The organism is Hymenobacter cheonanensis (assembly GCF_030581075.1).
Lineage (GTDB): Bacteria > Bacteroidota > Bacteroidia > Cytophagales > Hymenobacteraceae > Hymenobacter.
The window spans coordinates 329398-355252 of record NZ_JAUQSW010000005.1; the positions used below are offsets into that span (position 1 = coordinate 329398).

General features: G+C 60.4%; 23 protein-coding genes. 12 read left to right on the forward strand and 11 right to left on the reverse strand.

Annotated elements, in window-relative coordinates; translation table 11 throughout:
* Positions 1 to 3: 3 nt before the first annotated feature.
* From bamA to Q5H89_RS12440, 4 genes are all read left to right on the forward strand, one after another.
* Entirely contained in the window at positions 4 to 2517 is a 2514-nt protein-coding gene (gene bamA, locus Q5H89_RS12425; protein WP_305019640.1) for an outer membrane protein assembly factor BamA, read from the forward strand.
* 141 nt (positions 2518 to 2658) lie between these two features.
* Positions 2659 to 3354: an OmpH family outer membrane protein gene (locus tag Q5H89_RS12430; RefSeq protein WP_305019641.1), complete on the forward strand. Its 696-nt coding sequence runs from the start codon at positions 2659 to 2661 to the stop codon at positions 3352 to 3354.
* 57 nt (positions 3355 to 3411) lie between these two features.
* Entirely contained in the window at positions 3412 to 4041 is a 630-nt protein-coding gene (locus tag Q5H89_RS12435; RefSeq protein ID WP_305019642.1) for an OmpH family outer membrane protein, read from the forward strand.
* Between the two features lie 80 nt (positions 4042 to 4121).
* Positions 4122 to 5180 carry an RluA family pseudouridine synthase gene (locus tag Q5H89_RS12440; protein ID WP_305019643.1) on the forward strand — a complete coding sequence of 353 codons (1059 nt, stop codon included), beginning with the start codon at positions 4122 to 4124 and terminating at the stop codon, positions 5178 to 5180.
* A 49-nt stretch (positions 5181 to 5229) separates the two neighbouring features.
* Here the strand turns inward: Q5H89_RS12440 and Q5H89_RS12445 are convergent, their stop codons facing one another.
* The 9 genes from Q5H89_RS12445 to mazG all read right to left on the reverse strand — a co-directional run bounded on the left by Q5H89_RS12445 (position 5230) and on the right by mazG (position 13640).
* Positions 5230 to 6864, reverse strand: a complete 1635-nt coding sequence (locus Q5H89_RS12445; protein ID WP_305019644.1) for a tetratricopeptide repeat protein — start codon at positions 6862 to 6864, stop codon at positions 5230 to 5232.
* A 71-nt stretch (positions 6865 to 6935) separates the two neighbouring features.
* Complete coding sequence (locus Q5H89_RS12450; protein WP_305019645.1) at positions 6936 to 7946, reverse strand: PstS family phosphate ABC transporter substrate-binding protein; 1011 nt, start codon at positions 7944 to 7946, stop codon at positions 6936 to 6938.
* On the reverse strand, positions 7933 to 8199 hold the full coding sequence (locus Q5H89_RS12455; protein ID WP_305019646.1) for a hypothetical protein: 267 nt from the start codon (positions 8197 to 8199) through the stop codon (positions 7933 to 7935). The genes Q5H89_RS12450 and Q5H89_RS12455 overlap by 14 nt, the downstream gene beginning before the upstream one ends.
* Before the next feature lie 130 nt (positions 8200 to 8329).
* Positions 8330 to 9163, reverse strand: coding sequence for an energy transducer TonB (locus tag Q5H89_RS12460; RefSeq protein WP_305019647.1), 834 nt, complete (start codon positions 9161 to 9163; stop codon positions 8330 to 8332).
* Positions 9164 to 9344: 181 nt separating this feature from the next.
* On the reverse strand, positions 9345 to 10172 hold the full coding sequence (locus Q5H89_RS12465) for an energy transducer TonB (RefSeq protein ID WP_305019648.1): 828 nt from the start codon (positions 10170 to 10172) through the stop codon (positions 9345 to 9347).
* Positions 10169 to 10729: an ExbD/TolR family protein gene (locus tag Q5H89_RS12470; protein WP_305019649.1), complete on the reverse strand. Its 561-nt coding sequence runs from the start codon at positions 10727 to 10729 to the stop codon at positions 10169 to 10171. The genes Q5H89_RS12465 and Q5H89_RS12470 overlap by 4 nt, the downstream gene beginning before the upstream one ends.
* Positions 10730 to 10742: 13 nt before the next feature.
* Positions 10743 to 11375 (reverse strand): ExbD/TolR family protein, encoded by a 633-nt coding sequence (locus Q5H89_RS12475; protein ID WP_305019650.1) that lies wholly within the window; start codon positions 11373 to 11375, stop codon positions 10743 to 10745.
* 188 nt (positions 11376 to 11563) lie between these two features.
* Positions 11564 to 12445: a MotA/TolQ/ExbB proton channel family protein gene (locus tag Q5H89_RS12480; RefSeq protein ID WP_305019651.1), complete on the reverse strand. Its 882-nt coding sequence runs from the start codon at positions 12443 to 12445 to the stop codon at positions 11564 to 11566.
* A gap of 367 nt (positions 12446 to 12812) precedes the next feature.
* A complete protein-coding gene (gene mazG, locus Q5H89_RS12485; RefSeq protein WP_305019652.1) occupies positions 12813 to 13640 on the reverse strand; it encodes a nucleoside triphosphate pyrophosphohydrolase in 828 nt (275 codons plus the stop codon).
* Positions 13641 to 13820: 180 nt separating this feature from the next.
* On the opposite strand from mazG, the gene glmM reads away from it, so the two are divergent.
* From glmM to Q5H89_RS12505, 4 genes are all read left to right on the forward strand, one after another.
* Entirely contained in the window at positions 13821 to 15218 is a 1398-nt protein-coding gene (glmM, locus tag Q5H89_RS12490) for a phosphoglucosamine mutase (RefSeq protein ID WP_305019653.1), read from the forward strand.
* A 159-nt stretch (positions 15219 to 15377) separates the two neighbouring features.
* Positions 15378 to 16526, forward strand: a complete 1149-nt coding sequence (locus Q5H89_RS12495; protein ID WP_305019666.1) for a cysteine desulfurase family protein — start codon at positions 15378 to 15380, stop codon at positions 16524 to 16526.
* 100 nt (positions 16527 to 16626) lie between these two features.
* Positions 16627 to 17676 (forward strand): ComEA family DNA-binding protein, encoded by a 1050-nt coding sequence (locus Q5H89_RS12500; protein WP_305019654.1) that lies wholly within the window; start codon positions 16627 to 16629, stop codon positions 17674 to 17676.
* A gap of 74 nt (positions 17677 to 17750) precedes the next feature.
* The gene (locus Q5H89_RS12505; RefSeq protein ID WP_305019655.1) at positions 17751 to 19037 is read left to right on the forward strand and encodes a PepSY-associated TM helix domain-containing protein; all 1287 of its coding nucleotides are present in this window, start codon (positions 17751 to 17753) and stop codon (positions 19035 to 19037) included.
* Between the two features lie 78 nt (positions 19038 to 19115).
* Here the strand turns inward: Q5H89_RS12505 and Q5H89_RS12510 are convergent, their stop codons facing one another.
* Positions 19116 to 20417 (reverse strand): MFS transporter, encoded by a 1302-nt coding sequence (locus tag Q5H89_RS12510; protein WP_305019656.1) that lies wholly within the window; start codon positions 20415 to 20417, stop codon positions 19116 to 19118.
* 118 nt (positions 20418 to 20535) lie between these two features.
* On the opposite strand from Q5H89_RS12510, the gene Q5H89_RS12515 reads away from it, so the two are divergent.
* On the forward strand, positions 20536 to 20922 hold the full coding sequence (locus Q5H89_RS12515; RefSeq protein ID WP_305019657.1) for a hypothetical protein: 387 nt from the start codon (positions 20536 to 20538) through the stop codon (positions 20920 to 20922).
* A gap of 119 nt (positions 20923 to 21041) precedes the next feature.
* Here the strand turns inward: Q5H89_RS12515 and Q5H89_RS12520 are convergent, their stop codons facing one another.
* The gene (locus Q5H89_RS12520) at positions 21042 to 21956 is read right to left on the reverse strand and encodes an NAD(P)/FAD-dependent oxidoreductase (RefSeq protein WP_305019658.1); all 915 of its coding nucleotides are present in this window, start codon (positions 21954 to 21956) and stop codon (positions 21042 to 21044) included.
* Between the two features lie 156 nt (positions 21957 to 22112).
* On the opposite strand from Q5H89_RS12520, the gene Q5H89_RS12525 reads away from it, so the two are divergent.
* The 3 genes from Q5H89_RS12525 (at position 22113) to Q5H89_RS12535 (ending at position 25795) form a co-directional block, all read left to right on the forward strand.
* Positions 22113 to 22472 (forward strand): winged helix-turn-helix domain-containing protein, encoded by a 360-nt coding sequence (locus Q5H89_RS12525; RefSeq protein WP_305019659.1) that lies wholly within the window; start codon positions 22113 to 22115, stop codon positions 22470 to 22472.
* An 80-nt stretch (positions 22473 to 22552) separates the two neighbouring features.
* Positions 22553 to 23086 carry a molybdopterin-dependent oxidoreductase gene (locus tag Q5H89_RS12530; RefSeq protein WP_305019661.1) on the forward strand — a complete coding sequence of 178 codons (534 nt, stop codon included), beginning with the start codon at positions 22553 to 22555 and terminating at the stop codon, positions 23084 to 23086.
* A 27-nt stretch (positions 23087 to 23113) separates the two neighbouring features.
* Positions 23114 to 25795, forward strand: a complete 2682-nt coding sequence (locus tag Q5H89_RS12535; protein ID WP_305019662.1) for a TonB-dependent receptor — start codon at positions 23114 to 23116, stop codon at positions 25793 to 25795.
* The last annotated feature ends 60 nt before the right edge of the window (positions 25796 to 25855 follow it).

The window sequence follows — 25855 nt, forward strand, 5'->3', positions numbered from 1 at the left end:
AGAATGATGCGTACCTACTTACGTAGTGGATTGTTGAGTGTACTACTGCTGGCCGGTGGGCTGGCGGCCCGGCCGGTGCATGCCCAACAGGCAGCGGCTGCCGGTGAGGAGCCGCGCAAGTACGAGCTAGGGGGCATTACGGTAAGCGGCGCCCGCTCGCTAGACCCTAATACGTTGATTAGCCTGTCGGGTTTGCGAATTGGGGATGCCATAAACGTGCCCGGCGATGAGTTGGGGAAGGCCATTCGCAAAATCTGGGCGCAGGGCCTCGTGGCCGACATCTCGGTGAGCATTGCGCGCACGGAAGGCAATAAGCTTTTTCTGGATTTCAACGTGCGCGAGCGGCCCCGCCTCTCCAAGTTCTCGTTTGAGGGCATCAGCAAAGGCCAAGCTACCGATATCGAGAAGAAAATCAAGCTCATCCGGGGCAAGGTGGTAACCGATGCGCTGCTGGCCAACACCCGCACGCAGGTGCGGAAGTTCTACACCAACAAGGGCTTCTTGGATACCAAAGTCATCATCCGGCAGGTGGCCGACTCGGCGCTCTCCAACAGCGTGGCGCTGAAGATTGACGTGGACAAGGGCCAGAAGGTGCGCATTCACGATATTGAGTTTGAAGGTAATACCGCCTTTAAGGACGGCAAGCTGGCCAAGCAGTTCAAGAAAACGAAGGCCCGCAAGCCGTATAAAATCCTGACGCCGGGCAAATTCCAGCGCTCGGAGTTTGAGGATGATAAGAAAAAGCTCGTTGACTTCTACAACGACCAGGGCTACCGCGACGCCACCATCCTTTCGGATACGATTGAGCGCGATGCTAAAGGCCTGATAGTGAAGCTGCGCGTGAACGAAGGGCACAAGTACTTCTTCCGCAACATCACCTGGAGCGGCAACTACCTGTATGACAGCAAGACGCTATCGTCGGTGCTGGGCATTAAGCGCGGCAGCCCGTATAGCAAGGAAAGCCTCGACAAGCGCCTGCACTACAACCCCACCGGCCAGGATGTGGAGTCGCTCTACATGAACGACGGCTACCTGTTCTTCCAGCTCGACCCGGTTGAAACCAAGGTCGAAAACGACTCCATCGACATCGAGATGCGCATCTCGGAGGGGGTGCAGGCACGGGTAAAGGATATCAACATTGCGGGTAATACCAAGACCAGCGACCACGTGCTGCGCCGCACGCTGCGCACGCTGCCCGGCGACAAGTTCAACCGGGAACTGCTCATCCGCTCGCAGCGCGAGATTGCCACGCTAGGCTACTTCGACCCCGAGAAGATTGGCATTAACCCCGTGCCCAACCAGGCCGACGGTACCGTGGACATCAATTACACGGTGGTGGAGAAGCCCTCGGACCAGATTACGCTCTCGGGCGGCTGGGGTGGCTACGCGGGCTTCATCGGCACGGTGGGCCTAGTGTTCAACAACTTCTCGCTGCGCAAGGCCAGCGACTTCCATAACTGGACGCCTGTGCCGGCCGGCGATGGCCAGCGCGTGGCCCTGAACGTGCAGGCCAACGGCTTCCAGTACCAGGCGTACTCGTTCAGCTTTACCGAGCCGTGGCTAGGCGGGCGCAAGCCCAACTCGCTCTCGTTCAGCCTGAACCGGAGCGTGTCGCGCCTGGGTACCAACTTCGACGCTACCACGGGCAGCTTCATCAAGGTGAATAGCGCCACCATTGGCCTGGGCCGCCAGCTGCGCGTACCGGATGACTACTTCTCGCTTAGCAATTCGCTGTCGTTCAGCCAGTACCAGCTGCAGAACTATTCCATTTTCTCGGACTTTAGCACGGGCCGCGCCAACAACATCACGCTTAACACCACGCTCTCGCGCAATAGCATCGACAACCCGACCTACACCCGTCGGGGCTCGTCGCTCAGCCTCAGCGTGAGTTTGACGCCGCCGTACTCGGCCTTCCCCGGCTCGCACCCCAATGTGTACGAGTGGGTGGAATTTCACAAGTGGATGTTCGATGCCTCGTGGTTTACGCCCATTGTGGGCAAGCTGGTGCTGAATACCCGCGCGCACTTCGGCTACATCGGCACGTATAGCAAGGACCGCACGCCGGGGCCGTTCGAGCGCTTCAAGATGGGCGGCGCGGGCCTGGGCTACGGCGGCGGCGGCTCGTTCCTGGTGGGTACCGACTACATCGGTTTGCGCGGCTACGACGACCCTAACGGCGCCTATGCCATTCCGACGGCCCAAACGGGCAAGAGCGGCGGTGTAGCCTACAACAAGTACGTGGCCGAGCTTCGCTACCCGGTGAGCCTCAACCCGGCCGCTACGGTCTACATCCTGGGCTTTGCCGAGGCTGGCAACGCGGTGGATGTGTACAGCCAGTACAACCCCTATAAGCTGTACCGCTCGGCTGGTTTCGGCGCCCGTATTTTCATGTCGGCCTTCGGTTTGCTGGGCTTCGACTACGGCCGGGCGTTCGACACGGTTATCCCGCCGGCTGGCACTACTACCGCGCAGGATTTCAATCACTTCCACTTCATTATCGGCCAGCAGATTCGCTAGGCCAGGGGCGGGCTGAACGTTTTGGCCCGCGCTGGTGGTTTACAAACAGCCTGGCAGCTTGCTGCTTAGACTAAAAGAACTGGCCCGGTCGTTGTACCAGGCGCCGAAACTGGTTTCGAACTGCGCTCTTCTGTTTTCTGCATGACTCACGTTGCTCGTTTTGCACTGGCGCTGTTGCTGCTGGTAGCCTGTGCCCCGGCCTGGGGCCAGAAATTCGGCTACATCGACACCGAGTTTATCATGAGCAAGATGCCTGAGTATGCCCAGGCCCAAGCCGAGCTAACCAAGCTCACCGACACCTGGCAGAAGGAAATCGAGTTTCAGAAGAAAGACCTCGACAAGCTCTACCGCACCTACCAGGCCGAGGAAGTAGTGCTGACCGAGGCCATGAAAAAGAAGCGCCAGGACGAGATTCTGAAAAAAGAACAGGATATCAAAGCCTACGAAACCAAGCAGTTTGGCTACGAAGGGCAGCTTTTTAAGAAGCGGGTGGAGCTAAATAAGCCCGCGCAGGACAAGATTTTTGACGCCGTAGAGAAGGTAGTGAAGGCCCGCAAGCTGGACTTTATGTTTGACCGCAACGGCGATCTCACCATGCTTTACGCCAACCCCACGCACGACTACACTGAATTTGTGCTGGAGGAGCTGGGGCTAGGGTCGCCCACCCGCAACCAGCCCGGCCCCAAAGGCCCCGTAAAAACGGTGAAGCCGCCTAAAACACCCACCGCCAGCACCGACCCGGCTTTTGAGTCGGATTCGGGCACGCCCGACCCGGCTATTCCGGCTAAAACCCCGACTACCAAGGCTTCGAAAGCCGCCGCTGGCAAACAGCCCTAGCGTACGTAACTTTGCAACCGAAAACTTTTTAGACCCTTGACTTTCTTCGTAAACCGCGTGAAAAAACTTCACCTGACCTTCGCCGCCGTGCTGCTCGCAGCCAGCTCTTTTTTCGCTTCGAACGCCCAGGCGCAGGCTCCCCTTAAGATTGGCTTTACCAGCGTAGAATACGTGTTGAGCCAGATGCCCGAAAGCAAGCAGATTGAGTCGGACCTGAAAACCTACGGCACCCAGCTGGAGGCCCAGCTAAAAACTAAGACTACCGAGTACCAGACCAAGCTGGACGCTTACCAGAAGGGTGGCTCCACGATGACGGCTGTAGTAAAGGCTGATACCGAGAAGGAACTGACCCGCTTGGGCCAGAGCATCCAGGAGTTTCAGCAGACGGCCCAGCAGTCGATGCAGCAGAAGCAGCAGACCCTGCTGCGCCCCGTGCTCGACAAGATTCAGAAGAACATCGATGCCGTGGCTACCGACCAAGGCTACACTTACATCCTGAACTCGGACTCGGGTAGCAACCCCATCTTGCTGCACGGCCCAAAAGACGGTGATGTATCGGATGCTATCCTGAAGAAAATGGGCATCACGCCCACGGCTCCGGCGCCCGCCGTACAGGCTCCTAAGCCTCCGGCTTCCATCGTACCGGCTGCCCCGGCTAGTGGCAAGACCAAGACCAAGAGCAAATAAGTATCGCCTATCATTGGCCAAAAAGCCGGAGCCTGTGGCTCCGGCTTTTTTCGTATTGGCTACCTAGCAAACGCCTTTTTATGCTGCCGCCCACTACCGACTTTGACCCTGACCTGGAACCCGAGGACGCGGGCGAGGGTGACGAACTTTACGAGCACCACCGCATCGTGGCCGACCGGGGGCAGGAGCTGCTGCGCCTCGATAAGTTCTTGCTCAACCGGCTGGCCAACGCCTCGCGCACCAAGATTCAGGACGCCATTCGGGCCGAGGCGGTGCAAGTGAATGGCCGCGTCAGCAAGCCCAATTACCGGGTGCGCCCCGCCGATGTGATTACCATCACGCTGCCCGAGCCGCCGCGCACCGGCAAAGTGGTGCCCCAGGAAATGGCCTTGGACATCCGCTACGAAGACGCTGACCTGCTCATTGTGAACAAGCCCGCTGGCATGGTGGTGCACCCCGCCTATGGCAACTGGGAGGGAACGCTGGTGAATGGCCTGGCCTACCACCTCGAAAACCTGCCCACGGGCCGCAACGGCGAAATCCGCCCCGGCCTTGTGCACCGCATCGATAAGGATACCTCGGGCCTGCTGGTGGTTGGCAAAACGGAGTGGGCCATGACGCACCTCTCGCAGCAGTTTTTCCACCACGCTATCGAGCGGAGCTACCGGGCCCTGGTGTGGGGTAAGTTTGACGAGGACACGGGCACGGTACGCGGCCACATTGGCCGTAGCCTGCGCGACCGCAAGGTGCAGGCAGTGTACCCGGGCGGCGAGCAAGGCAAGCACGCCGTAACGCACTACCGGGTATTGCAGCGCTACGGCCCCGTTACACTACTGGAATGCCGCCTCGAAACCGGCCGCACGCACCAGATACGGGCCCACATGCAGCACCTAGGCCACCCGTTGTTTAGCGATGCTACCTACGGCGGCGACCGCATTCGGGTGGGGCCGGCTAGCGGCGCCTACAAGGCGTTTGTAGAGCAATGCTTCGCCGTGCTGCCCCGGCAGGCGCTGCACGCCCGCTCGCTGGGCTTCGTGCACCCTAGTACCGGCGAGCGGCTGTACTTCGAGGCCGAGCTACCCGAAGACTTTACCGCCGCCCTGGCCAAGTGGGAGAGCTGGGCCGCCACGCACGAATAAAAAAAGCCCCGCTGCCACTGGCAGCGGGGCTTTTTTAGGCTACTACTCGTTATTTCTTCTTGACGGTAGTCGTAGTGGTTTTTTTGGTCGTGGTCGTCTTAGCGGGCACGCCTTTGATAATCTTCATGGCGTTGGTTGCGTCGGCGTTGGTGGGGTCTAGCTCCAGCACCTTCTGGTAGTAGGGCATAGCGCCGGTCTTGTCGCCGCTTTGCAGCGTGTAGTAGCCCAGGTAGTTGTTGGCTTCTACGAGACCGTTCTTATACTTTGTCGGGTCGGCGCTGGTCAACTCGATGTACTTCTGGTAATAAGGCTTAGCTAGGCCCTTTTTCGAGTCTGGGTCGAGGTGGAAGTTGGCCTGCGCACGCGCCTGGTAAGCCGGCGCGTAAGTGGGCTTGGCCGTGGTGATAATGTTGTATACACTATCAGCCTGCGTGTACTGCTTGTTGCCGCTGTATGCGCTGCCAATGCGGAACTGGTCAGCCAAGTCAAGGTTGCCCTTGGCCTTGTAGATACGGATAGCCGAAGCGTAATCCTTTTTAGCTAAGTATGCCGAAGCCAAGTCATTCTGCAGGTCAGCCTTCTTTGCAGGGTCGGTAGTACCTGCAATAGCTTTTTGCAATACGCTCAGCGCCTCATCGTTACGGCCCGTTTTCAGCAAAATTTTGCTTTGGTACGAGTAATCTTCGGGCAGCACCTTTTCGGGGGGCGCAATCTTCATGAACTGGTCCATCGCAGCAGCGGCCCCGGCGTAGTCACCGGTTTCGTAGAGCGACGTAGCCTTCACGCGGTTCATCGTCAGGTTGTTCGGGTTGATAGCCAGCGCTTTGTTAGCCTCGGCTAGAGCCTCCGGATACTTCTTCGATAGGTAGAGGAAGGCTGCGTATTTCTCCGTAGTCGAAGGCGATTTCTCCGCAGCGTTGGAGTACTTCTGGAAGGCATCAAGTGCCTTATCGTACTGGCCGGCCGAAGCATACATGCTAGCCATGTCCGAGTAAGCCGGCGCATAAGCTGGGTCTAGCGCAATCGTCTTACTAAAGTTCTCCTGAGCGCCGGCACCATTATGGCTGCGCACGTTCAGCACGGCGCGCTTGTAGTAGGCCTCCGTGTAGTTAGGGTTAGCGGCAATGGCGCGGTCGTAGCTGCTCATAGCCTCACCACCACCCTGGTCGGTGTGCAGATAAATGTCGCCACGGGCTACCATCAGCGCCGGGTCATCCTTGCCCTTGCTTAGGGTTTCGGCCGTTTTCACGTAGGTCAGCGGCTTGGTAATGTCTTTTACAGCCGAGTTATCAGCCTCGCCGTAGGCCTGCGCAATCATGGTCAGTACCTTGGCGTCCTTGTTCTTGGTTGCTTTGGCGGCAGCGTCAAACTTGGCATCGGCTTCGCCCGTTTTGCCTTTGGCCAGCAGGGCACGGCCTTCGGCTACCTGGCCAAAAGGTGTAGGACCGGCGGCACGGCTGAAGTAGTAGCTAGCCGAGTCGGGCAGGTCGCGCATCTGGTATAGGCGGCCTAGTTCAAAATTAGCTTCGGGGCTGCTGTTGCCGCGCAGGTCGGCGCGGGCCTCATTATAACGGCCCAGCTCAATGGCTTTCTGGGCAGCGGTTACTTGGGCGGTGGCGGCCGTAGCGCCGGCCCCCACGGTGAGAGCAGTCAGCAGCAGCGGTTTCCAGGGCTTGTAAGGCATAAGAGGGAAGGGGAAAGTAAACTTTAGGTGAAAGATTGGTGCTTATACTACGCTATCCGGCGCAAGGTAGTTCACTGGCGTTTATTCGTAGTTACAATGCGCGCCTGCATGTTGGCAGGCATCAGGCCCGATTTTTGAAAGATAAGCTGGCCCTTCTGGCCGGCTACAAATGTCACAAACCCCGAGCCTAAGCCGGCGCGTGCTTCGCGGCTAATAGCGTAGATATTGCGCAGCAGCGGGTAGTTCTGCAACTCTGGATGTTGCTTGAGCAACTCTTGCGATTTTGGGGCCAAATACACCTGGTCGGGCTGTATGTAGTCGTCCTTAGTAGGGTTGGGGCGGCTCGTGATGCTGGCCACCCGAATCATGCGGCGGTACTTGCGAGCGCTAGGGTCATCCATATCCGAAACCCAGTTGACGCCCACCACGCCTATTGCCGTAGGGTGGTTGGCCACGTAGTCGAGCAATTTAGGATTCGACTGCGCCGCAAATGCCTTGGTAGTGAGAGTAGCCCCGCGGAGCAGCGAGTCGCGCATGAAGCGGCTGGTGCTGCTGCGGTTGGCATCAAACACCACATTGATGGCGCCGAGCTTTTTCTGGCCACTCACCTGGCTCCACTGCGTAGCCTGGCCGCCGAAAATGCCCCGCAGCTGCGTAAGCGTGAGTAGCGAATCGGGGTTGGATGGGTGCAGAATAATAGCTAGGCCGTCGATACCCACCTTGGTAGTAATGGGCAACATTTCCTGTTTTTTCAGTACCTGCTGCTCCTCAGCACTTAACTCCCGCGATACGATAATGGCCTTAACCTTATCGTTGAGCAAGTCAAGAAATACTTTTTCCTCGGGCTGATAAGAAACCTTGAGGTGCGCATCGGTGTACAGCTTTTGGAACGTATCGACCTGCGACTCCAGAACGGGCGCAAACGTTTCGTCGACGCTGATGCCAACGTTGCCGCTGGTGGGCGTGTCGGTAGCGTCTTCGCTGGTGCCTTTCGAGCGGTCCGTGTAGCAGCCGGGCAGCAGGCACAGGGCTAGCAGTAGCGCGCTCAGGGTCGGCCGGGTGGGCAGGTTAGCTAAATTCATCGGGAGTAGGTTTGCGAAACTGCGTGCGGAGCGTGCGCACAAAACGAATGAGGCCGTAGAGAATAAACACGGTACCGAGCACCATACGGGTTTTGGGGCCTAGCGGCAGTAGCGCGCCCGCCGCCGATGGTCGGTTGGCCGTCAGCCACAGCCATACGCCCAGCGAGGCGTACACCAGCGACATGATGAGGGTGAAGAAGCGAACTATCCGCTGGGGCGACCCCAGGCGCTCTTCGGTGGTGGGAAGGGCCATGAAACAGAAGGAGATTGGAGAATACCCATAACCCGCGCCAGGCCCCAATTTGTTCGGGCCCGGCGCGGGTTGGTAACGGACCTGCAAAAAAGGGGACAAAACCCGGATTCTCCTACTAGGCCCTTCTTTATTACTGAATACTGAACGTAATAGGTAGGGTAAAGCGCACGGGCACCGGGTGCTTGCTCTGGTAGCCGGGTACCCAGGCGGGCATCTGGCGTATTACCCGCTGAGCTTCCTCATCGAGGCCATAGCCCAGGCCCTTCAAAATGGTCACTTCCGAGATACTACCGTCGGCGCCTACTACAAAGCTCATGAATACCCGGCCCCCCACGCCCGCCGCCAGCGCCGAGCTAGGGTAGCGCAGGTGCTTCTGTAGGTAGCGCAGCAGAGCCGCCTGTCCGCCCGTAAACTCGGGCATTTTTTCTACGGCCACAAACGGTTCACTGGACGTTGGGGCCGTAGAGGGCGTGTTTTCTGCGCCGTCTTTGCCCACGCTCGTCGTTAGGCTAGGGTCACCAAGGCCATCGATATCTGTTGTGCTGGTGCTGGTAGCGCCATCCACAATCTCGGTCGGCAGCGTTTTAGCTAGTTTAGGCTGAATCACATCGTCTTTAGCTACCTGCGTAGGAATGGCGGGTGCTACGTGCGTAGCTGCGGCCCTGGCGCGGGGCGGGGCTACCGCCACCTTTGGCTTTTCGATGATGACTTGAGCCGGTGGCTTAACATCAATAGTTTTTAGAACGACGGGGTGGGAGGGAGCTATTGCCGCTACTGGATGTAGCCGGCTCCAGCTGGCCCAGCCCAAAAAAAGCAAGGCGCCAAACATGAGCGTGAGGCCGCCCGCTGAGGCTAAGTTTTGCTGGTAATCTTGCCGTAGTTGGTAGGCTCCATAGGCTTGGTTGCGGCCTTCAAAAACGACTTCGTCGAGGCTGTCGGTGAGAAATGCAGGGAGCAGTGACATAAGTAAATAGGTAGGAAATGGGGAGAAAACGCTACCGGTGGCCACCAGTATTTAGTTGATGCTACGGCACCTCATTTTCCACATTGCCTACCCTTTTTTTTGTAATAAGCAGCCCTCATGTCAAAACGCAAAAAAGCCCTGGCTACGGAGTAGCCAGGGCTTTTGCAATAAGGGCTAGGCCTTACTGAATCTTGTAGGTAACGGGCACAGTAAAGGAAACCTTTACCGAGCGGCCGTTCTGCTTGCCGGGGATAAACTTCGGCAGTGCTTTGATAGAGCGGATGGTTTCGGCATCAATCGTACCGCTCAGACCTTTTACAATCTTTACGTCTGAAATGTCACCGTTTTCATCCACCGTGAAGCTAGCGAATACGCGGCCTTCTACTTGGTTGCGCAGGTCAACGGCGGGGTAGCGCACGTTTTTCTGAATGGCCGCTACGATGGCACCCATGCCGCCGCCACCGGGGAGGGCAGGCATCTGTTCAACGTAGGTATAGACTTTGTTGGTTTCTACTACTTCTTCTACCGGCTTGGTGCCTTCACCGCTCAGGTCGCTGAGGTCGGGCGCATCGGTGTTGCCTTTTACCGACACCGTAGCTACCGTCTTGTCCTTCAGCTCTTCCTGGTCAGGTACTTCTTCCTTTTTCACTTCCTCGTCCTTCTTTACTACCGGCGGCGTGAATTTCACCGTGGTCAGCTTGGGGGGCGGGGGTGGCGGCGCCTCGGGGGGCGGTGGGGGGGGCGGGGGCTTGGTTTCGTCCAGAGGCGGCGCATCCATCAGCACGTTCTCTTTCAGGTTTAGCACCTCCTTGGGCTTGCGGTCTTCCAGCATTTTAGCAATGGCCGGAATGAAAACCAGCAGCGCCAGCAAAGCAGCCCCGATGATGAGGGCCCGCGTTACGTTGCGCCCGTAGATGCGCCGCAGCTCGAAAGCGCCGTAAGTTTTGTTGCGACCCTCGAATACGATGTCGTTCAAGCTGGCATTAGCCAGCTGCGCATTGTCCATCATAGCGGTAGGTTCTGTTTTTTAATGAGGTCCACATCCTTTTTCGAGATGTCAATCAGCGCGTACTTTTTCTGGTCGGTGATGTTCATCTCGTCCAAAATGTCCACCATGTTCTTATACTTCGCCTCTTTGCCGTCATAGACGTAGGGCTCGATAAGGATGATAGGTTCTGGCTGCTGCTTCTTGCGGTCGAGCAGCACCTTACGGATGCCGTTGGCCGAGAAGTCAGTTACCTTGATTTCGGGTACGGGCACACTCTTATCGGTGGGCTCGTTCAGGCCGAAGTAATAGAAAACCTTGTCATTAGGAGCCAGGATGACCGTAACGGCCTGCGAAGCTTTGATTTTGGTTTGCTCTTCGGGGTTCGGGTTCTTCTCCTTCACCGGCATCGTGAGCTGCATCACGTTGGGCTTGGCGAAGGTGGTCGTGAGCATGAAGAAGGTCAGCAGGAGGAAGGCCAAGTCAACCATCGGCGTCATGTCGATTTTAGTCGACGCTTTTTTCGCCCGTTTCTTGCCTCCCTTACCGGAGTCGCCGCCTTTTTGTTGGATTTCTGCCATGATTTCAGAAAGGTTATTGGCCTACGAAGGAAGGCTTCATTTCCAGGCTCGTGAGCAGGTTGAAGCGGTTAATATCTTTTTCCTGCAGTTCTTTGATAACCGTTTGCACGGTTTTCACATCAGCATCGCCATCACCCTTGATAACGAGGTAGGTCGGCTTGTGAAACTGAGCAGCATTGGCCTTACGAGCCGCAATTACCCAGTCAATCATCTGGTTATTGAGCGAGTCATAGGGGATACCGGGCAGGGTAGGATTGAGGGCCTTGCGCTGCTCCGTGTCCTTGTCGAGATAGCTACCCAGCTGCGTAATCGGCACCCCAAAATTGGGTAGTAGCGAGAACTGCTTAATCTGGCTAGGGGTGAAATTAACGCCGTACTTAGTGCCTACTTCCTTGATGATAGCTTCCTTGATAGGAGCCTTGTCATAACCGAAGAAAACGCGTTTTTTGGAGTCAATCGTCAGCGTCAGGATGTCGCTGTCGGGGGCACGCAGGTCCGACGTCGAAGACGGCGGGTCTACTACCACCGCTTCATCAGGACGAAACTGCGTGGTCAACATAAAGAATGTTACCAGCAGAAACGCCAGGTCCACCATCGGCGTCATATCGAGCGACGGCGAGGTGCGGTGCGGTTTTACTTTAGGCATTGCCGGGAGAGGTTAAAATGACTGGACAGGGCAGGTACACAAATTAGCAGAGGAAGTATCAGCGGGCCGCTAAGCGGGAGCCGCTCAGGAGTACTGATGCCGACTGCGGCTGAATTGCACACGCACCCTGAAAAAAATGGGGCGGCGACGGCAAAACGCCTCCGCCCCTCTTTTTGTGCCAGCGTGGCTTACGACTCCTGACCTTTGTTGCCGTGCTGAGCGGCGAAGGTCTGAATGATGCTGAAGCCAGCCTCGTCGATGCTGTACGTCAGCTCGTCAATCTTGCTGGTGAAGAAGTTGTAGCCTACAATGGCGAGAGCCGAAGTACCGATACCGAGAGCCGTGTTGATAAGAGCTTCCGAGATACCAGTTGCCAGGGCCGTAGCATCGGGGTTGCCAGCCTGGGCAAGTGCCGAGAAGGCCTTAATCATGCCGAATACCGTGCCGAGCAGACCAGTTAGGGTAGCTACCGAGGCGATGGTCGAGATGATAACCAGGTTCTTTTCCAGCATCGGCAACTCAAGAGCGGTGCTTTCTTCGATTTCTTTCTGGATGGCCAGAACGCGCTGGTCGGTGTTCATCGTGGTTTCGCGGCCCATTTCCTGGTATTTCTTCAGGCCGGCACGTACTACGTTGGCTACCGAGCCTTTCTGCTGGTCGCAGAGGGCGATGGCACCGTTGATGTCATTGGTGTTCAGCTTCTGGCGTACGCCGCGTACGAACGATTCGATGCTCTTGCTGCCTTTGGCTTTCGAGATGGTGAGAGCCCGCTCGATAGCGAAAGTGATAACGCACAGCAGCATGGTGAGCAGGATAGGCACGATAACACCACCCTTGTACACAATGCCGAGGTAATCACCGGGCTTCGGATTGTTCTCCGGGTTGTTGCCCAAGAAGTGGCTTGGGTCGCCGAGTACGAACTTGTAGAGCACGTAGCTAACGACAAAGGCGAGAACGATAACGATAACCGAAAACAGCGAGGCACCACCGCTGCTCTTGGCGGGTGCGGCCTTGGGAGCGGCCGGGGCAGCGGGCCGAGCGGCTGGGTTTACTGCATTTTTCTGTTCCATGTGTCCAGGTAAGTGTAGGAGGTGGGGGGTTGGTTGAAGGGTAAAAAAGAAGTCGATGCAAAGATGGCCGCCACTAGAAGTGCCCTAGCGATAAAGAGCCAACCTGATGTTTCGGGGCCGAATCTACGCCGAAGCCGGTAAAATCCGGACTTAGCGAAGTTTTTTTTGGATGCTCCGTGGCCCGGGTCAGTGCAAAAAGTGAGGGTGGGGCTAGCAGGCTGGTAGCTGAATTGTGAGTGAATTGCCAACGCAAGATAGAGACCTGAGGTTGGCTGGCGAAAGTAAGAATAGTGCTAGCCCTAGCGCCCGAAGATAAGGGCTCAGCCGGCAGTAATCAAGAAGTTAGGTGAGCTATGCTGGCGCTTGGCTAGTGGCCGGCTTGCTTGGCCTGGTTCCAGTACTCATCCATCTGGGCTAGGGTAAGGTCGGGCAAAGCCTGCCCGGCCCGGGTGGCCGATGCCTCCAAAAACTGAAAACGGCTAATAAATTTTCTGTTGGTGCGCTCTAAGGCTTCTTCGGGGTTGATGCCCGCAAAACGGGCAAAATTGACCAGTGAGAAGAGCAGGTCGCCAAATTCCTGCGTGGCCCGCTCGGCCTGGGCCGCATCGGCCGGGGGCTGGCCGTGGCCGTACTCGGCGCCAAATTCGGCTAGCTCTTCCTGCACCTTTAGCCACACCTGGCTAGGGTCGTCCCAGTCGAAACCCGCGCCGCGCGCCTTTTCCTGAATGCGCATGGCTTTTATCAGGGCCGGCAAGGAGATAGGTACACCCCCTAGCACGCCGCCCGTGTTGCCTTTTTCCTTGAGCTTGAGCTGCTCCCAGTTGCGCTTCACGGCGGCTTCGTCGTCGGCCTGCACATCGCCATAAATGTGCGGGTGGCGGTAGATGAGCTTCTCGCACTGCGCATTAAGCGCGTCGGCAATGTCGAAGGCGCCCTGCTCGGCCGCAATGCGGGCGTAGAACACTAGGTGCAGCAGCACGTCGCCAAGCTCCTTTTTGAGGTCGGGTAAGTCCTGGCGTAGAATGGCGTCGCTTAGCTCGTAGGTTTCCTCGATGGTGAGGTGGCGTAGGCTGGCCAGGGTTTGCTTTTTGTCCCAGGGGCACTCAAGCCGCAGGCGGTCGAGCACATCGAGCAGGCGGCCAAACGCGGCGAGCTGCGCCGGGCGGCGGGTGGGGGAAAGCAACGGATTTTCCATGAAGTAAAGAAAGAGTATAACGGCCCGCCCGGCGTATGAAGCCTAAGAAGCAGCGACTCGTCCGGCTGGTTGGCCGACTATTGCTGCCCGCGCCAAGCGCCGCCAAGGTGGCCGCCAGCGTGGCTGCCAGGCAAACAAAGGGGCCAGGTGCCTACTTTTGCAAAGCTAAAGAGATAACCTGTGACGCTCATAAAATCTATTTCCGGCATTCGCGGCACCATTGGTGGGCCGGCCGGCCAGGGGCTTACGCCCCTCGACGTGGTAAAGTATACCGCTGCCTACGGTACCTGGGCGGCGTCGCAGCCCGCGGCCAGTAAGCTCATTGTTATCGGCCGCGATGCCCGCCTTTCAGGCGAAATGGTGAGCCGCCTCGTGGCGGCTACCCTGCAAGGCCTGGGCTTCGATGTGCTGGACCTCGGCCTGAGCACCACGCCCACCGTGGAAATGGCGGTGCCCGCCAGGCAGGCGGCCGGTGGCATCATCCTCACAGCCTCGCACAACCCCAAGCAGTGGAATGCGCTGAAGCTGCTCGACCAGCACGGCGAGTTTCTATCGGCCGCGGCCGGCGAGCAGGTGCTGGCCCTGGCCGAAGGCGATAGCATCGAGTATGCGCCCGTAACCAAGCTTGGCAAGTACAGCACCGACGACACGTTCCTGGCCGAGCACATTGCCGCCATTCTGGCCTCGCCGCTGGTTGATGTAGCCGCCATCAAGGCCAAGAATTTTCGGGTGGTGGTTGATGCCGTGAATAGCAGCGGGGGCATTGCTGTGCCGCAGCTATTGGCCGCGCTAGGGGTCGAAACGGTGGAGAAAATCCATTGTGAGCCCACCGGCGACTTTGCCCACAACCCCGAGCCGCTGCCCGAGCACCTGCGCGATATTGCCAAGGTGCTCGAAAAAGGCGGCTTCGACCTCGGCATCGTAGTTGACCCCGATGTGGACCGCCTGGCCCTGGTGAGCGAAAACGGCGAGATGTTTGGCGAAGAATACACCCTGGTGGCCGTGGCCGACTACGTGCTGGGCTACCACGGCGGCGGCAATACCGTGAGCAACCTGAGCAGCACCCGCGCCCTGCGCGACGTGACCGAGAAGCACGGCGGCACCTACACCGCCGCCGCCGTGGGCGAGGTGAACGTGGTGACTAAAATGAAGGAAACCAACGCCATCATCGGGGGCGAGGGCAACGGGGGCATCATTTTCCCGGAGCTGCACTACGGCCGCGATGCGCTGGTGGGTATTGCCCTGTTTTTGACGCACCTGGCCAAGTCGGGCCTGATGATGAGCCGCTTGCGCAATTCCTACCCGAGCTACTTCATCTCTAAAAACAAGATTGAGCTGACGCCCGACATCGATACCGACGAGGTGCTGACCAAGATGGAGCAGCGCTACGCCAAGCAGCCGGTAAACACCATCGACGGCGTTAAAATCGAATTTGACAAGGAGTGGGTGCACCTGCGCAAGTCGAACACCGAGCCCATTATCCGCATCTACGCCGAGTCGGATTCCAACGCCACCGCCGACCACCTGGCCCAGAAGATTATCGCTGATATCAAGGAGATTATCTCAGCCAAGAAGTAAAAGCAAAACGTCACACACGAGCGTCATGCTGACCACCGGAAAGCATCTTGGCAGCACCGTTCGGGTATCGTTCGGTAGAGCGGCCAGGATATTTTCCGGTGGTCAGCATGACGTTCGTGTTTGTAAAATGCCGCTAGCCACCCCTAACTGCTAATGTCTATGCACGCCTATTTCGACAACGCCGCCACCACCCCTCTCGACCCCGAAGTACTGGATGCCATGCTGCCCTATCTGGCGCAACACTACGGCAACCCCAGCTCGTTGCACGGGCCGGGGCGGCAGGTGCGCTCGGGCATCGAGCAGGCGCGCAAGTCGGTGGCCCAGCTCGTCAATGCTGCCCCTAGCGAAATCACGTTTACCTCGGGCGGCACCGAGGCCGATAACTACGCCATTTTCGGCAGCGTGCGTTCGCTAGGGCTGCAGCACGCCATCACTTCGCCCCTGGAGCACCATGCCGTGCTGCACCCGCTGCAAGCGCTGGCCAAAAGCGGCGAAACCGCGCTGAGCTACCTGCGCCACGATGCCCAGGGCCGCCTCGACCTCGGGCATTTGGAAGAACTGCTGGCTAGCCACCCGCGCACCTTCGTGAGCCTGATGCACGGCAACAATGAGTTGGGTAATCTTAATGACATCCAGGCCATTGGCGAGATTTGTGCCCGGCACGATGCCGTGTTTCACACCGATACGGTGCAGACGATGGGCCACTACGCCCACGATGTGCAGCAGCTGCGCAATCACTTCCTGGTGGGCTCGGCGCACAAGTTTCACGGGCCCAAGGGCGTGGGCTTTCTTTACCGGCGGGGTGGGGTAGAGGTGGCGCCGCTCATCCACGGTGGCTCGCAGGAGCGCAACGTGCGCTCGGGCACCGAGAATGTGTACGGCATTGTGGGGCTAGCCAAGGCCCTCGAAATAGCCTGCCGCGACATGGCCGCTCACCAGCGCCACGTACAAGGCCTCAAGGACCGCTTCATCGGCCTGCTCACGGCTGGCATTGCGGGGGTGCAGTTCAACGGCCTCTCGGCTCAGGCCGACCAAAGCCTATACACTGTGCTCAGCGTGAGCTTGCCACCGTCCAGCATCAGCGAAATGCTGCTTTTTAGCCTCGATATCAATAAGGTAGCGGCCTCGGGCGGCTCGGCGTGTACCAGCGGCGCCCAGCTAGGCTCGCACGTGCTTGAGGCCCTAGGCGCCGACCCCAACCGCCCCACTGTGCGCCTCTCCATGAGCAAGCTCAACACCGAAGCTGAGGTCGATTATGCCGCCGCGCAGCTCATCAAGCTCTACGAGCCCGTAGCGGCGCGGGCCTAGCGCCCAGGGCAGGCGGCGCGGGCCAGGCCCACCCGAATCAATTACTTGTCCTATACTTGTGGGCGGCCAGATATACGTGTTGTAATCTGGCCGCCTTTTTATGCCCGTTACGCCGCCGCCCCCCGCCCGCCCACCCGGTAACCGCTGGCCCGCCTGGCGCTGGGTGCGGCGCTATTTCGGCTTCTCGCGGGCCGAAACGCGGGGTTTTGTCCTGCTGCTCCTCATGGCGTTGGCTGTGGCGGTAGCGCCGCTGCTGCTGCGCCCCACCGACCCCGAGTACCTGCCCGCCGCCGACCAGCACCAGCTCGATGCCTGGGGCCAGGACCTCGCCGCCCGGCTCGACTCGAACCGCGCTGCCCACGACCGGGCCTACGCCGCCCGCTACCCGGCCCGCCGCCCGGCCGGCGGAGCTAGCCGCTACCCGGCCGTGCCGCAGGTGCGGCTAGCCCCTTTCGACCCCAACGCCCTCACGGCCGAGGGCTGGGAAGCGCGCGGCGTACCACATTTCGTGGCTGGCCGCATCGTGAACTACGGACAAAAAGCCGGCGGCTTTCGGGCTAAAAGCCAGGTGCAGCGCATCTACGGCCTGCCCGATTCGGTGTACCAGCGGCTGGCGCCGTTTATGCAGTTGCCCGAGGCCCTACCGGGGCGCGAACGGCCCGACTACGCGGCCAGCCGGCCCGCTTTCGGCGCAGCCGGGGCTAGCCTGCCGGGCCGCTTTGCGCGCAAGCCCGCCCACTTGCAGCCCTTCGACCTTAACCTGGCCGACACCACTCAACTGATGCAGGTAAAGGGCATCGGCCGGGGCCGCGCCAAGTGGATAGTAAAGCGCCGCGACGAGCTGGGTGGCTACCTGGCTGAAAACCAACTAGCCGAAGTATTTGTGCTGCAGGATGCGCCCGACCTTGTAGACAGCCTGCGCAAGTACACGTTTGTGGCGCCCGGTTTTGCGCCCCGGCCAGTGCACGTGAACTCGGCCAGCTTCGATGAGCTGTGGCCGCATCCCTACGTGGGCAAGCCGCTGGCCCGCCTGCTCGTGGCCTACCGCAAGCAGCACGGCCCCTTTGCCACGCCCGACGACCTGCGCCAGCTCAAGCTGCTGAAGGAAGAGAACTTCGTCAAACTTCGCCCCTACGTGCGCTGCGACTAGGCGTCCGTCGATTAATTAATTGGCCGGTATTTAAAATCGTTCTAAATTGCGGCCTGATTAAACAGCGCTGCTTCATGAAAGTATTTTTTCGCCGTATCCACCTTTATCTCGCCCTAGCGGCTGGCCTGGTCTTTTTCGTGCAGTGCCTCAGCGGTACGGTGCTGATTTTTGAGGAAGAAATAACCCACGCCCTGCACGCCGAGCGCTACGTGGTGGCCGTGCCGACGGGCCAGCTGCGCCAGCCCCGGCTGGCGCTGGCGCAGCTGGCCCGCCAGTTTCAGCAGGCCAACCCCAAATACAAAGTGCTGGGCTTCAAAGTGTACGCCGACCCGGCGCGCACCGTGGAGCTTACTTATCGCGATGGCAAGGCCCGGCCCGTTGGCCCCCGGGGCGAAGGCGGCGCCAGGGGTGAGGGCCGTGGCCAGGAGCCGCAAGGCCCCGCTGGCCGCGAAGGCCGGGGCGAGGGTAGCCCGGGCGGCCGGGGCCGCGGTGGCGAAAAAGGCCGGCCCGAGCGCGGTAGCACAGCCTACCTCAACCCCTACACCGGCCAGTTGCTAGGGTTGCAAACCGAAAAGCAGCTGCCCGTTTTCAAGTTTGCTGAAGACCTGCACCGGCGCCTGCTGGCCGGCGAGGTAGGCAAGGCCCTGACCGGGCTGTCGGCGCTGTTTATCCTGGTTATCACGGCTACGGGCCTGGTGCTGTGGTGGCCCAAAACGCGCGACATGCTGCGCGGCCGGCTGCGCATTAAGTGGGGGGCCAGCGGCAAGCGCCTGACCCACGACTTGCATGTGGTGCTGGGCTTTTATTGCTCGTTGTTTTTGGTTGGGCTGGCCCTCACGGGCGTTATCATGTCGTATCGCTGGGCCACCGAAGGCCTGTTTACGCTCACCAACTCGCGGCCCACGGTGGGCCTGCTGGCCCCGGTTTCGGCGCAGCCCGGCAGCCCGCGCCAGGTGGCCTACGATGCGGCCCTGCGCACGGGACAGGTCACTTATCGCACCGCCGAATACTGGCGGGTGGGCGCGCCTAAAGACTCGGCGGCCGCCATTACCGTGAGCGCCCCTAGCCAGTTGCCGCTGCGCTCATTGGGCCTCGATACCTTGTTTGTCGACCGCAGCACGGGCGCGGCGCTGGGCCAGCATCTGTACGCCCGGCAGTCGGCCGGGGCGCAGCTGCGCCGCCTCGCTAAGCCGTTGCACACCGGCGAAATCGGGGGCGTGTGGACCAAGATGCTGGCCTTGGTCGTTACACTGTGCAGCCTCACCTTCCCCGTTACGGGCGTGCTGATGTGGCTGAACCGCACCCGCAAAAAGTCGGGCCGGGCTAGCCGCCGCCCGGTGGCGCAGCCGATAGCTGGCTAAGGTTGTAAAAACAGAGAAGCCACAAAAAGGCCCGCCACTGATGTATTAGTGACGGGCCTTTTTTTAAGCAACGGCGCCTTACTGCTTGCCGGCGCCCATTTCGAGCCTGCGTAGCTGGTCGGCTTTCCAGCTCGTGATGGCCACCACAAGTATGGTCATGAGGCCGCCGAAGACGACGCTCGGCACGGTACCGATGAGCTTGGCCGCCGCGCCGCTCTCGAAGGCCCCGATTTCGTTGCTGGAGCCGATAAAAATGCTGTTTACGGCCGACACGCGACCCTTCATGTACTCGGGCGTGTAGGTGTGCACCAGGGTTTGACGCACGATAACTGACACGGAATCAAATACCCCCGTTAGGAAAAGCAGGAACATCGACAGGTAAAAATTGGTGGAAAGCGCGAAGGCTACGGTGGCCGCGCCGAAGCCCGCCACGGCCCACAGCATTTTGCGGCCCGCGCCTTTTTTGAGGGGCGAAAAGGTGAGGAACACGGCCATCAGCACCGAGCCCACGGCCGGCGCGGCGCGCAGGTAGCCAAAGGCGTCGGGGCCGCCGTGCAGAATGTTTTCGGCAAAGAAGGGTAGCAGGGCCACCGCCCCGCCAAAGAGCACCGCAAACATATCGAGCGAGAGCGCCGCCAGTACCAGCTGGTTGCTGAAAATGAACTTGATACCGCTCAAAATGCTCTCGCCCATGCTTAGCTTTTCGCCCTCGATGGGCGGCAGCTCGCGGCTGGCAATGCTGATGAAAAACAGCAGCGCCAACCCTTCCATCACCATGTCAACGCCGTAGGCAAACTCGACGCTGAGATGCAGCAGCAGGCCCCCAATGGCCGGCCCCAGCACCGCCGAGCCCTGCCAAGTGGTCGAGCTCCAGGTTACGGCATTGGCCAGAAAACTGCGGTCGGGCAGCAGCTGCGGCATAAACGAAAACAGCGCTGGCCCCAGGAAGCCCCGCGCAATGCCACTCACGAAAATGACCAGGTACAGCGGCCACACTACTGTGGCATTCAGCGCGCTAAGGTGCAAGCGCCCGCCCGCCAGCACGCCTGCCATAACCGGGTGCGCCAGCCACCACAGCGTAACGGCGCACAAAAACAGCACCAGCACGGCCGGCACCACTATGCGCTTGCGCCGCACCGAGTCGGCCACGTGGCCGGCGTAGAGCGATACGGTGATGCTCGGAATAGCCTCGGCCAGCCCGATGAGGCCCAGAGCCAGGGGGTCGCCGGTGAGCTTGAAAATCTGCCAGCTCACCACCACGCCTTGTATTTGGGTGGCTACCGAAAATAAGGCCCGGGCCGTGATGTAGCGGCGAAAATCGGGGATGCGTAGCGCGGCGTAAGGGTCGTGGGGGGCAGCGGGAGGGGCACTAGGGCTCATAGGCAACAAGTAGGGCGAAAGAAATACTAACTGCCCAGCTACGCAAAAGTATGCCCGGCACTGCCCGAAACTGCCTTACCTTGCACGTAGGCCGGCAGTTGCCAGCGGCCCGCTTCGTATGCCTAACCACAGCCTCGACCTGCTGCATCGGCCTGATTTGCCGGCGCTTATCGCGCGCTGGCAACGCGCAGTGACGCCCGCCGAGCTGCGCGCCGATTACGAAGCCCTGCTCGCCGCCGCCGATGCCGCCGCCTGCGCCCGCTGGCTGCTCGACCTGCGCCGCCGCGAAGACCTTACCGAGCCCACCGTCAATACGTGGTTCAGCCAAACCTTTGCGCCGGCCCTGCGCGGGCGCTACCCCGAGGCCGTGCGGCTAGCCTTCCTGGTGTCGCCGTTGCGCGCCGGGCAGCCTGTCACGGCCGTGGTATCGGCCGCCGACACCGATTGCGAAATCGCTACCTTTATCGACGAGGCCGCCGCCCACGACTGGCTAGCCCGGCGGTGAACGCGTAAGGGCATCCGTCATGCTGAGCCTGCCGAAGCATCTTGTCAGAGTTGCATTAGGTGTTATTCAACGAAGCGGGCAAGATGCTTCGACAAGCTCAGCATGACGGGCAGATGCGCTTACGCGCATTGCTCTTTAGTCAGCGCTTCGTTGAGGCAGATGGCGGCTTTGTTGCCTTCGGCGGCGGCTATCAGGGCCTGCTGCTGGCCAGGCGTGGTGTCGCCGGCCGCGTAGAGGCCCGGAATGGTGGTTTGTGAGTTTTTATCGACCCACACCGCGCCGGTGCTGGTAATGAGCGCGCCGGTTTCGGCGGCCAGGGCGCTGCGCTGCTCCTGCGGCGCGTGCAGAAAAAGGGCCTTGCGCTCGAGGTAGGTGCCATCTTCAAACTCTACGCAGCGCAGCAGGCCATCGGGGCCGCCTACCAGGCCCTTCACTGGCTCTTGGCGCACCCCAATGTGGTGCTGGCGCAACCGCTGCCGGCCATAGTCGCTGAGGTGGCCGGGGCCGTCGGTCACCACCACAATATCATTGCTCCAGTTGGTGAGCAGCAGCGCTAGCCCCACGGCCGCCTTGCCGCGACCATACACGGCCAGCGGCTGGTCGCGCACCTCGTAGCCGTGGCAGTAGGGGCAGTGCAGCACGCCCGTGCCCCACAGCTCGCGGAAACCCGGCAGCGCGGGCAGCACGTCTTGCACGCCGGTAGCCAGAATGACCCGGCTAGCCGTGCCCGCCCAGGCGTGGCCCTGGCCGGTGCTGCCTTCGGCCCGAAAGCCGTGGGCAAGCTTGTGCAGCTTGTTGATTTTCAGCTCGCGCACCTCCACGGTGGGGTAGGGGGCTAGCTGCGCCCGGCCCAGGTCAAGGAGCTTGGCCGGGCGCACGCCATCGCGCGTGAGAAAGCCGTGCACGGCGGGTGAAGGCGCATTGCGTGGCGCGCCGCCATCGGCCAGCAGCACGCGGCGGCGGCAGCGGCCTAGCGTGAGGGCTGCGCTCAGCCCGGCGCTGCCCGCGCCCACAATCAACACATCAAAATCCATAGCTAGCAATAGGGTGGCCGGTAATCGGCTTGTTTTTTCTAGCTACTTTAAGCCAAAAGCCGCCGAAAGGTTACGCCAGTGGCCTGGGCGCGGTGCAGGCCCTACTTTTAGCGGGCGGCCCGGATGCTGCGTATTGCTACCTTTTTATTGAGTGTTATGCACGAGCTTTTTGCCGAAAACCAGGTCTTTCGCGTCAGCGGCCGCCTCTGGATAGAAGGGCCCACCGACCGCTTTCTCGGCATTGGCCGGCTGGAATTGCTGGAGCGCATTCAGGCTACCGGCTCCATTTCGAAGGCGGCCAAGGAAATGGGGATGTCTTATAAAAAAGCCTGGGATTTAGTGAGTTCCATGAATGCGCAGGCCCGGCAGCCCCTGGTGGGCGCCCATGTCGGCGGGGCCCACGGCGGCGGCGCCAGTCTCACCGAAGCCGGCGCGCAGGCCGTGGCCGAGTTCCGGGCTATGCAGACGCGCTTCGCGCAGTTCCTGGCCGACGAGACAGCTCGACTGTATCAATAAGCTTAAGAAAAAAGTGGAAACAATCGGCTGCGCTCACCGTTATATTCGCCCAAACATAACGGATTCTTCTATTTCCACACATGCTACTTCTTTCTGCCGGCTGCCGGCACCTGGCCGCAGCTGCCCTGGTGCTGGCGGGCACTAGCCTCAATGGGCCAATAGCTTATGCGCAGAACGCGCCATCGGCAGCTGCTGCTACCCTGCGCCTCGAAGGCCTGGTGGCCACCCCGCGCACGCTCAGCGCCGCCGAAATCGCGGCCCTGCCCCACCGCGAGCAGGCTACCACCGACAAAGACGGCAAAAAGCACGTGTACCGGGGCGTAGCCCTGCGCGATGTGCTGCACCTGGCCGGCGCGCCCGAGGGCAAGGCCATCCACGGCCCCGTGCTGGCCGAGGCCGTGCTGGCCAGCGCCGCCGACGGCTACCAGGCCGTGTTTGCGCTGCCCGAAATCGACGCCGATTTCTCGCCCCAAACCATCCTGCTCGCCGACCTGCGCGACGGCCAGCCCCTGCCCGCCCACGACGGTCCCTACCAGCTCATTGTGCCCCTGGAGAAAAAGCCCGCCCGCTGGGTGCGCCAGGTTACGGCCCTACGCGTGGTGAAGGTGCAATAAGCAATAGTCTCTCTTTAAAGATTTTAGATGAAAAACAAGCTACGCATCTTGCGCGGCTCGGTGGCGTGCGCCTCAGCGCTAGCCCTTGCCCAAGCCGCTGCGGCCCAAACTACCAAGCCGCCGCGCCGCCCCACGCCGCAAGACACCCTGCACACTGACCTCAACGAGGTGGTGGTGTCGGCCTCGCGGGTCGAGGAAAGCTTCTTGCAATCGCCGGTGACGGTAGAAAAGCTCAACGCCCGCGCCATCCGGCTCTCGCCCGCGCCCACGTTTTTCGACGCCATCGACAACCTGAAGGGCGTGCAGGTGATTACGCCTAGCATTGGCTTTAAGGTGATTAACGCGCGCGGCTTCACCAACACCACCAACGTGCGCTTTGCCCAGCTCGTGGATGGCGTGGATAACCAGGCGCCGCACATCGGCGGGCCCATTGGCAACGTGCTGGGGCCTAGCGACCTTGATATCCAAAACGTGGAGCTGGTGCCCGGCACGGCCGCCGCGCTCTACGGCCTGAACGCTATCAACGGGCTAGCGAATTTCCAGACCAAGAATCCGTTCAATTCGGAGGGCCTGAGCGTGCGCCAGCAAACGGGCGTCAACCACGTGAACGACCCGAACGTGAAGACGTTTGGCGAGGACGGCTCGCCGATTAAAAGCTATTCGGAAACCAGCGTGCGCTACGCGAAGGTGCTGGTGGCCGATAAGCTGGCTTTCAAGCTGAACGTCAGCTACCTGCGGGCCTACGACTGGATTGCCAATGACCAGACCGACATCAACCCCACCGGCAACGCCACGACGGGCCTGTTCGGGGCTGATAACCCGGCCCAGGACCAGGTGAGCCGCTACGGCAACGAGTCGTCGGACCGCCGCAACATTACGCTAGGGGGCAAGAGCTACCAGGTGGCCCGTACCGGCTACGACGAGCGCGACCTCGTGGACTACAACGTGAGGGTGCTCAAGGCCGATGGCGCGCTGCACTACCGCTTCCGGCCCGGCACCGAGCTGGCCTACACCTACCGCGTGGCCAGCTTCGACAACGTGTACCAGCGCTCGAACCGCTTCCGGTTGCAAGACTATTTATTGCAGCAGCATGCGCTCACATTCACCTCGCCGGTGGTGCAGGCCAGGGCCTATTTCACGGAAGAAAATACCGGCAAGAGCTACAACCTGCGCTCGATGGGCGAGAACATCGACCGCAGCTACAAGCCCGATACTCAGTGGTATAGCGACTACACCACCGCCTGGAACGCCGCCACCGGCCGCGGCTCCGGCGTGGCCGATGCCCACCGTGCCGCCCGCCTGGCCGCCGACGCCGGCCGCCTCCAGCCCGGCACCGATGCCTTCAACCAGCGCCTGAGCCAGCTCCAGGACATCAACAACTGGGATGTGGGCGCGGCCCTGCGCGTGCGCGCCAACCTGGCCCACGCCGAGGCCCAGGTGAACCTGGCCGAGGCCCTGCGGCGCGGCGGCACCGGCCTGCCCGCTGGCCTCGACCTGCTGGCCGGCGCCGACCACCGCACCTACATCGTGGTGCCCGATGGCAACTACTTCATCAACCCCAACCCCGGCAAAGACCCCCTTAACGATAACCTGACGTACTCCAAAACCGGCGGCTTCGTGCAGGCCGGTGGGCGGCTGCTAGGGGAGAAGCTGCGCCTCACGGCCACGCTGCGGGTGGATAAAAACGATTACTTCGACGTGAAATTCAACCCGCGCTTCACGGCCGTTTTCTCGCCCACGCAGCGCCAGAATTTCCGCCTCAGCTACCAGAGCGGCTACCGCTTCCCGAGCCTGTTCGAGGGTTTTTCCAATGTGAACAGCGGCCAGGTAAAGCGTATCGGCGGCCTGCGCGTGATGAGCGACGGCGTGTTTGAGAACAGCTACCTGCGCAGCAGCATCGACCGCTTCAACGCGGCCGTGACGGCCGGCATCAACGGCACGCCGGCCCAGACCCGCGCCCAAGCCATTGCGGCCAACCAAAACCTGCTGGTGAAAAACCCCTACACCTACATCAAGCCCGAGTACATCCGCTCGCTCGAAGCCGGCTACAAGGCGGCCTTTGGCCCTAGCGGCCGGCTGCTGGTCGATGTGGATTTCTACTACAACTCGTACCGCGACTTTATTGCCCAGGTAGAGGCCTACGTGCCGCAGACCACCAACGGCGTGGCCCTGAATACCGGCACCGACCTCAATACCGTTGCTACGGCACTGAATACCACATCAATACCGACTGGCGGCACCACCACCGGCCAGGCCCGCTACCGCCTCTGGACCAACTCGCAGAGCCAGGTGTACAACTACGGCGGCTCGGCCGGCCTGCGCTACAACATTGCCAAGGGCTACCTGGCCGGTGCCAATGCTACCTACACCCGCCTCGACCGTACCGAAAACGGCGACGGTCTCGAAGACGGCTTCAACACTCCGCAGTGGATTTATAACCTGAGCTTGGCCAACGAAAACGCCTACCGCAACTTTGGCTTCGGGCTCAATTTCCGCCACCAAGTCAGCTACTATTCCCAAACCTTCCTTGTCAATGGCAGCGTGCCCGCCTTCAGCTCGCTCGATGCGCAGCTGAGCTACTACGTGCCCGAGGCCCAGGTGCGTTTCAAGCTGGGGGCTAGCAATGTGCTGAATAACTACTACGTGACTTACCTCGGTGGCCCTAGCTTGGGCGGGCTGTACTACCTCACGGTGAGCTATGGGCTGTAAGGTATAGATTGTAAGAAAGTTACGGAGCGTCTGTCATTGCGAAGGGGCACGACGAAGCAA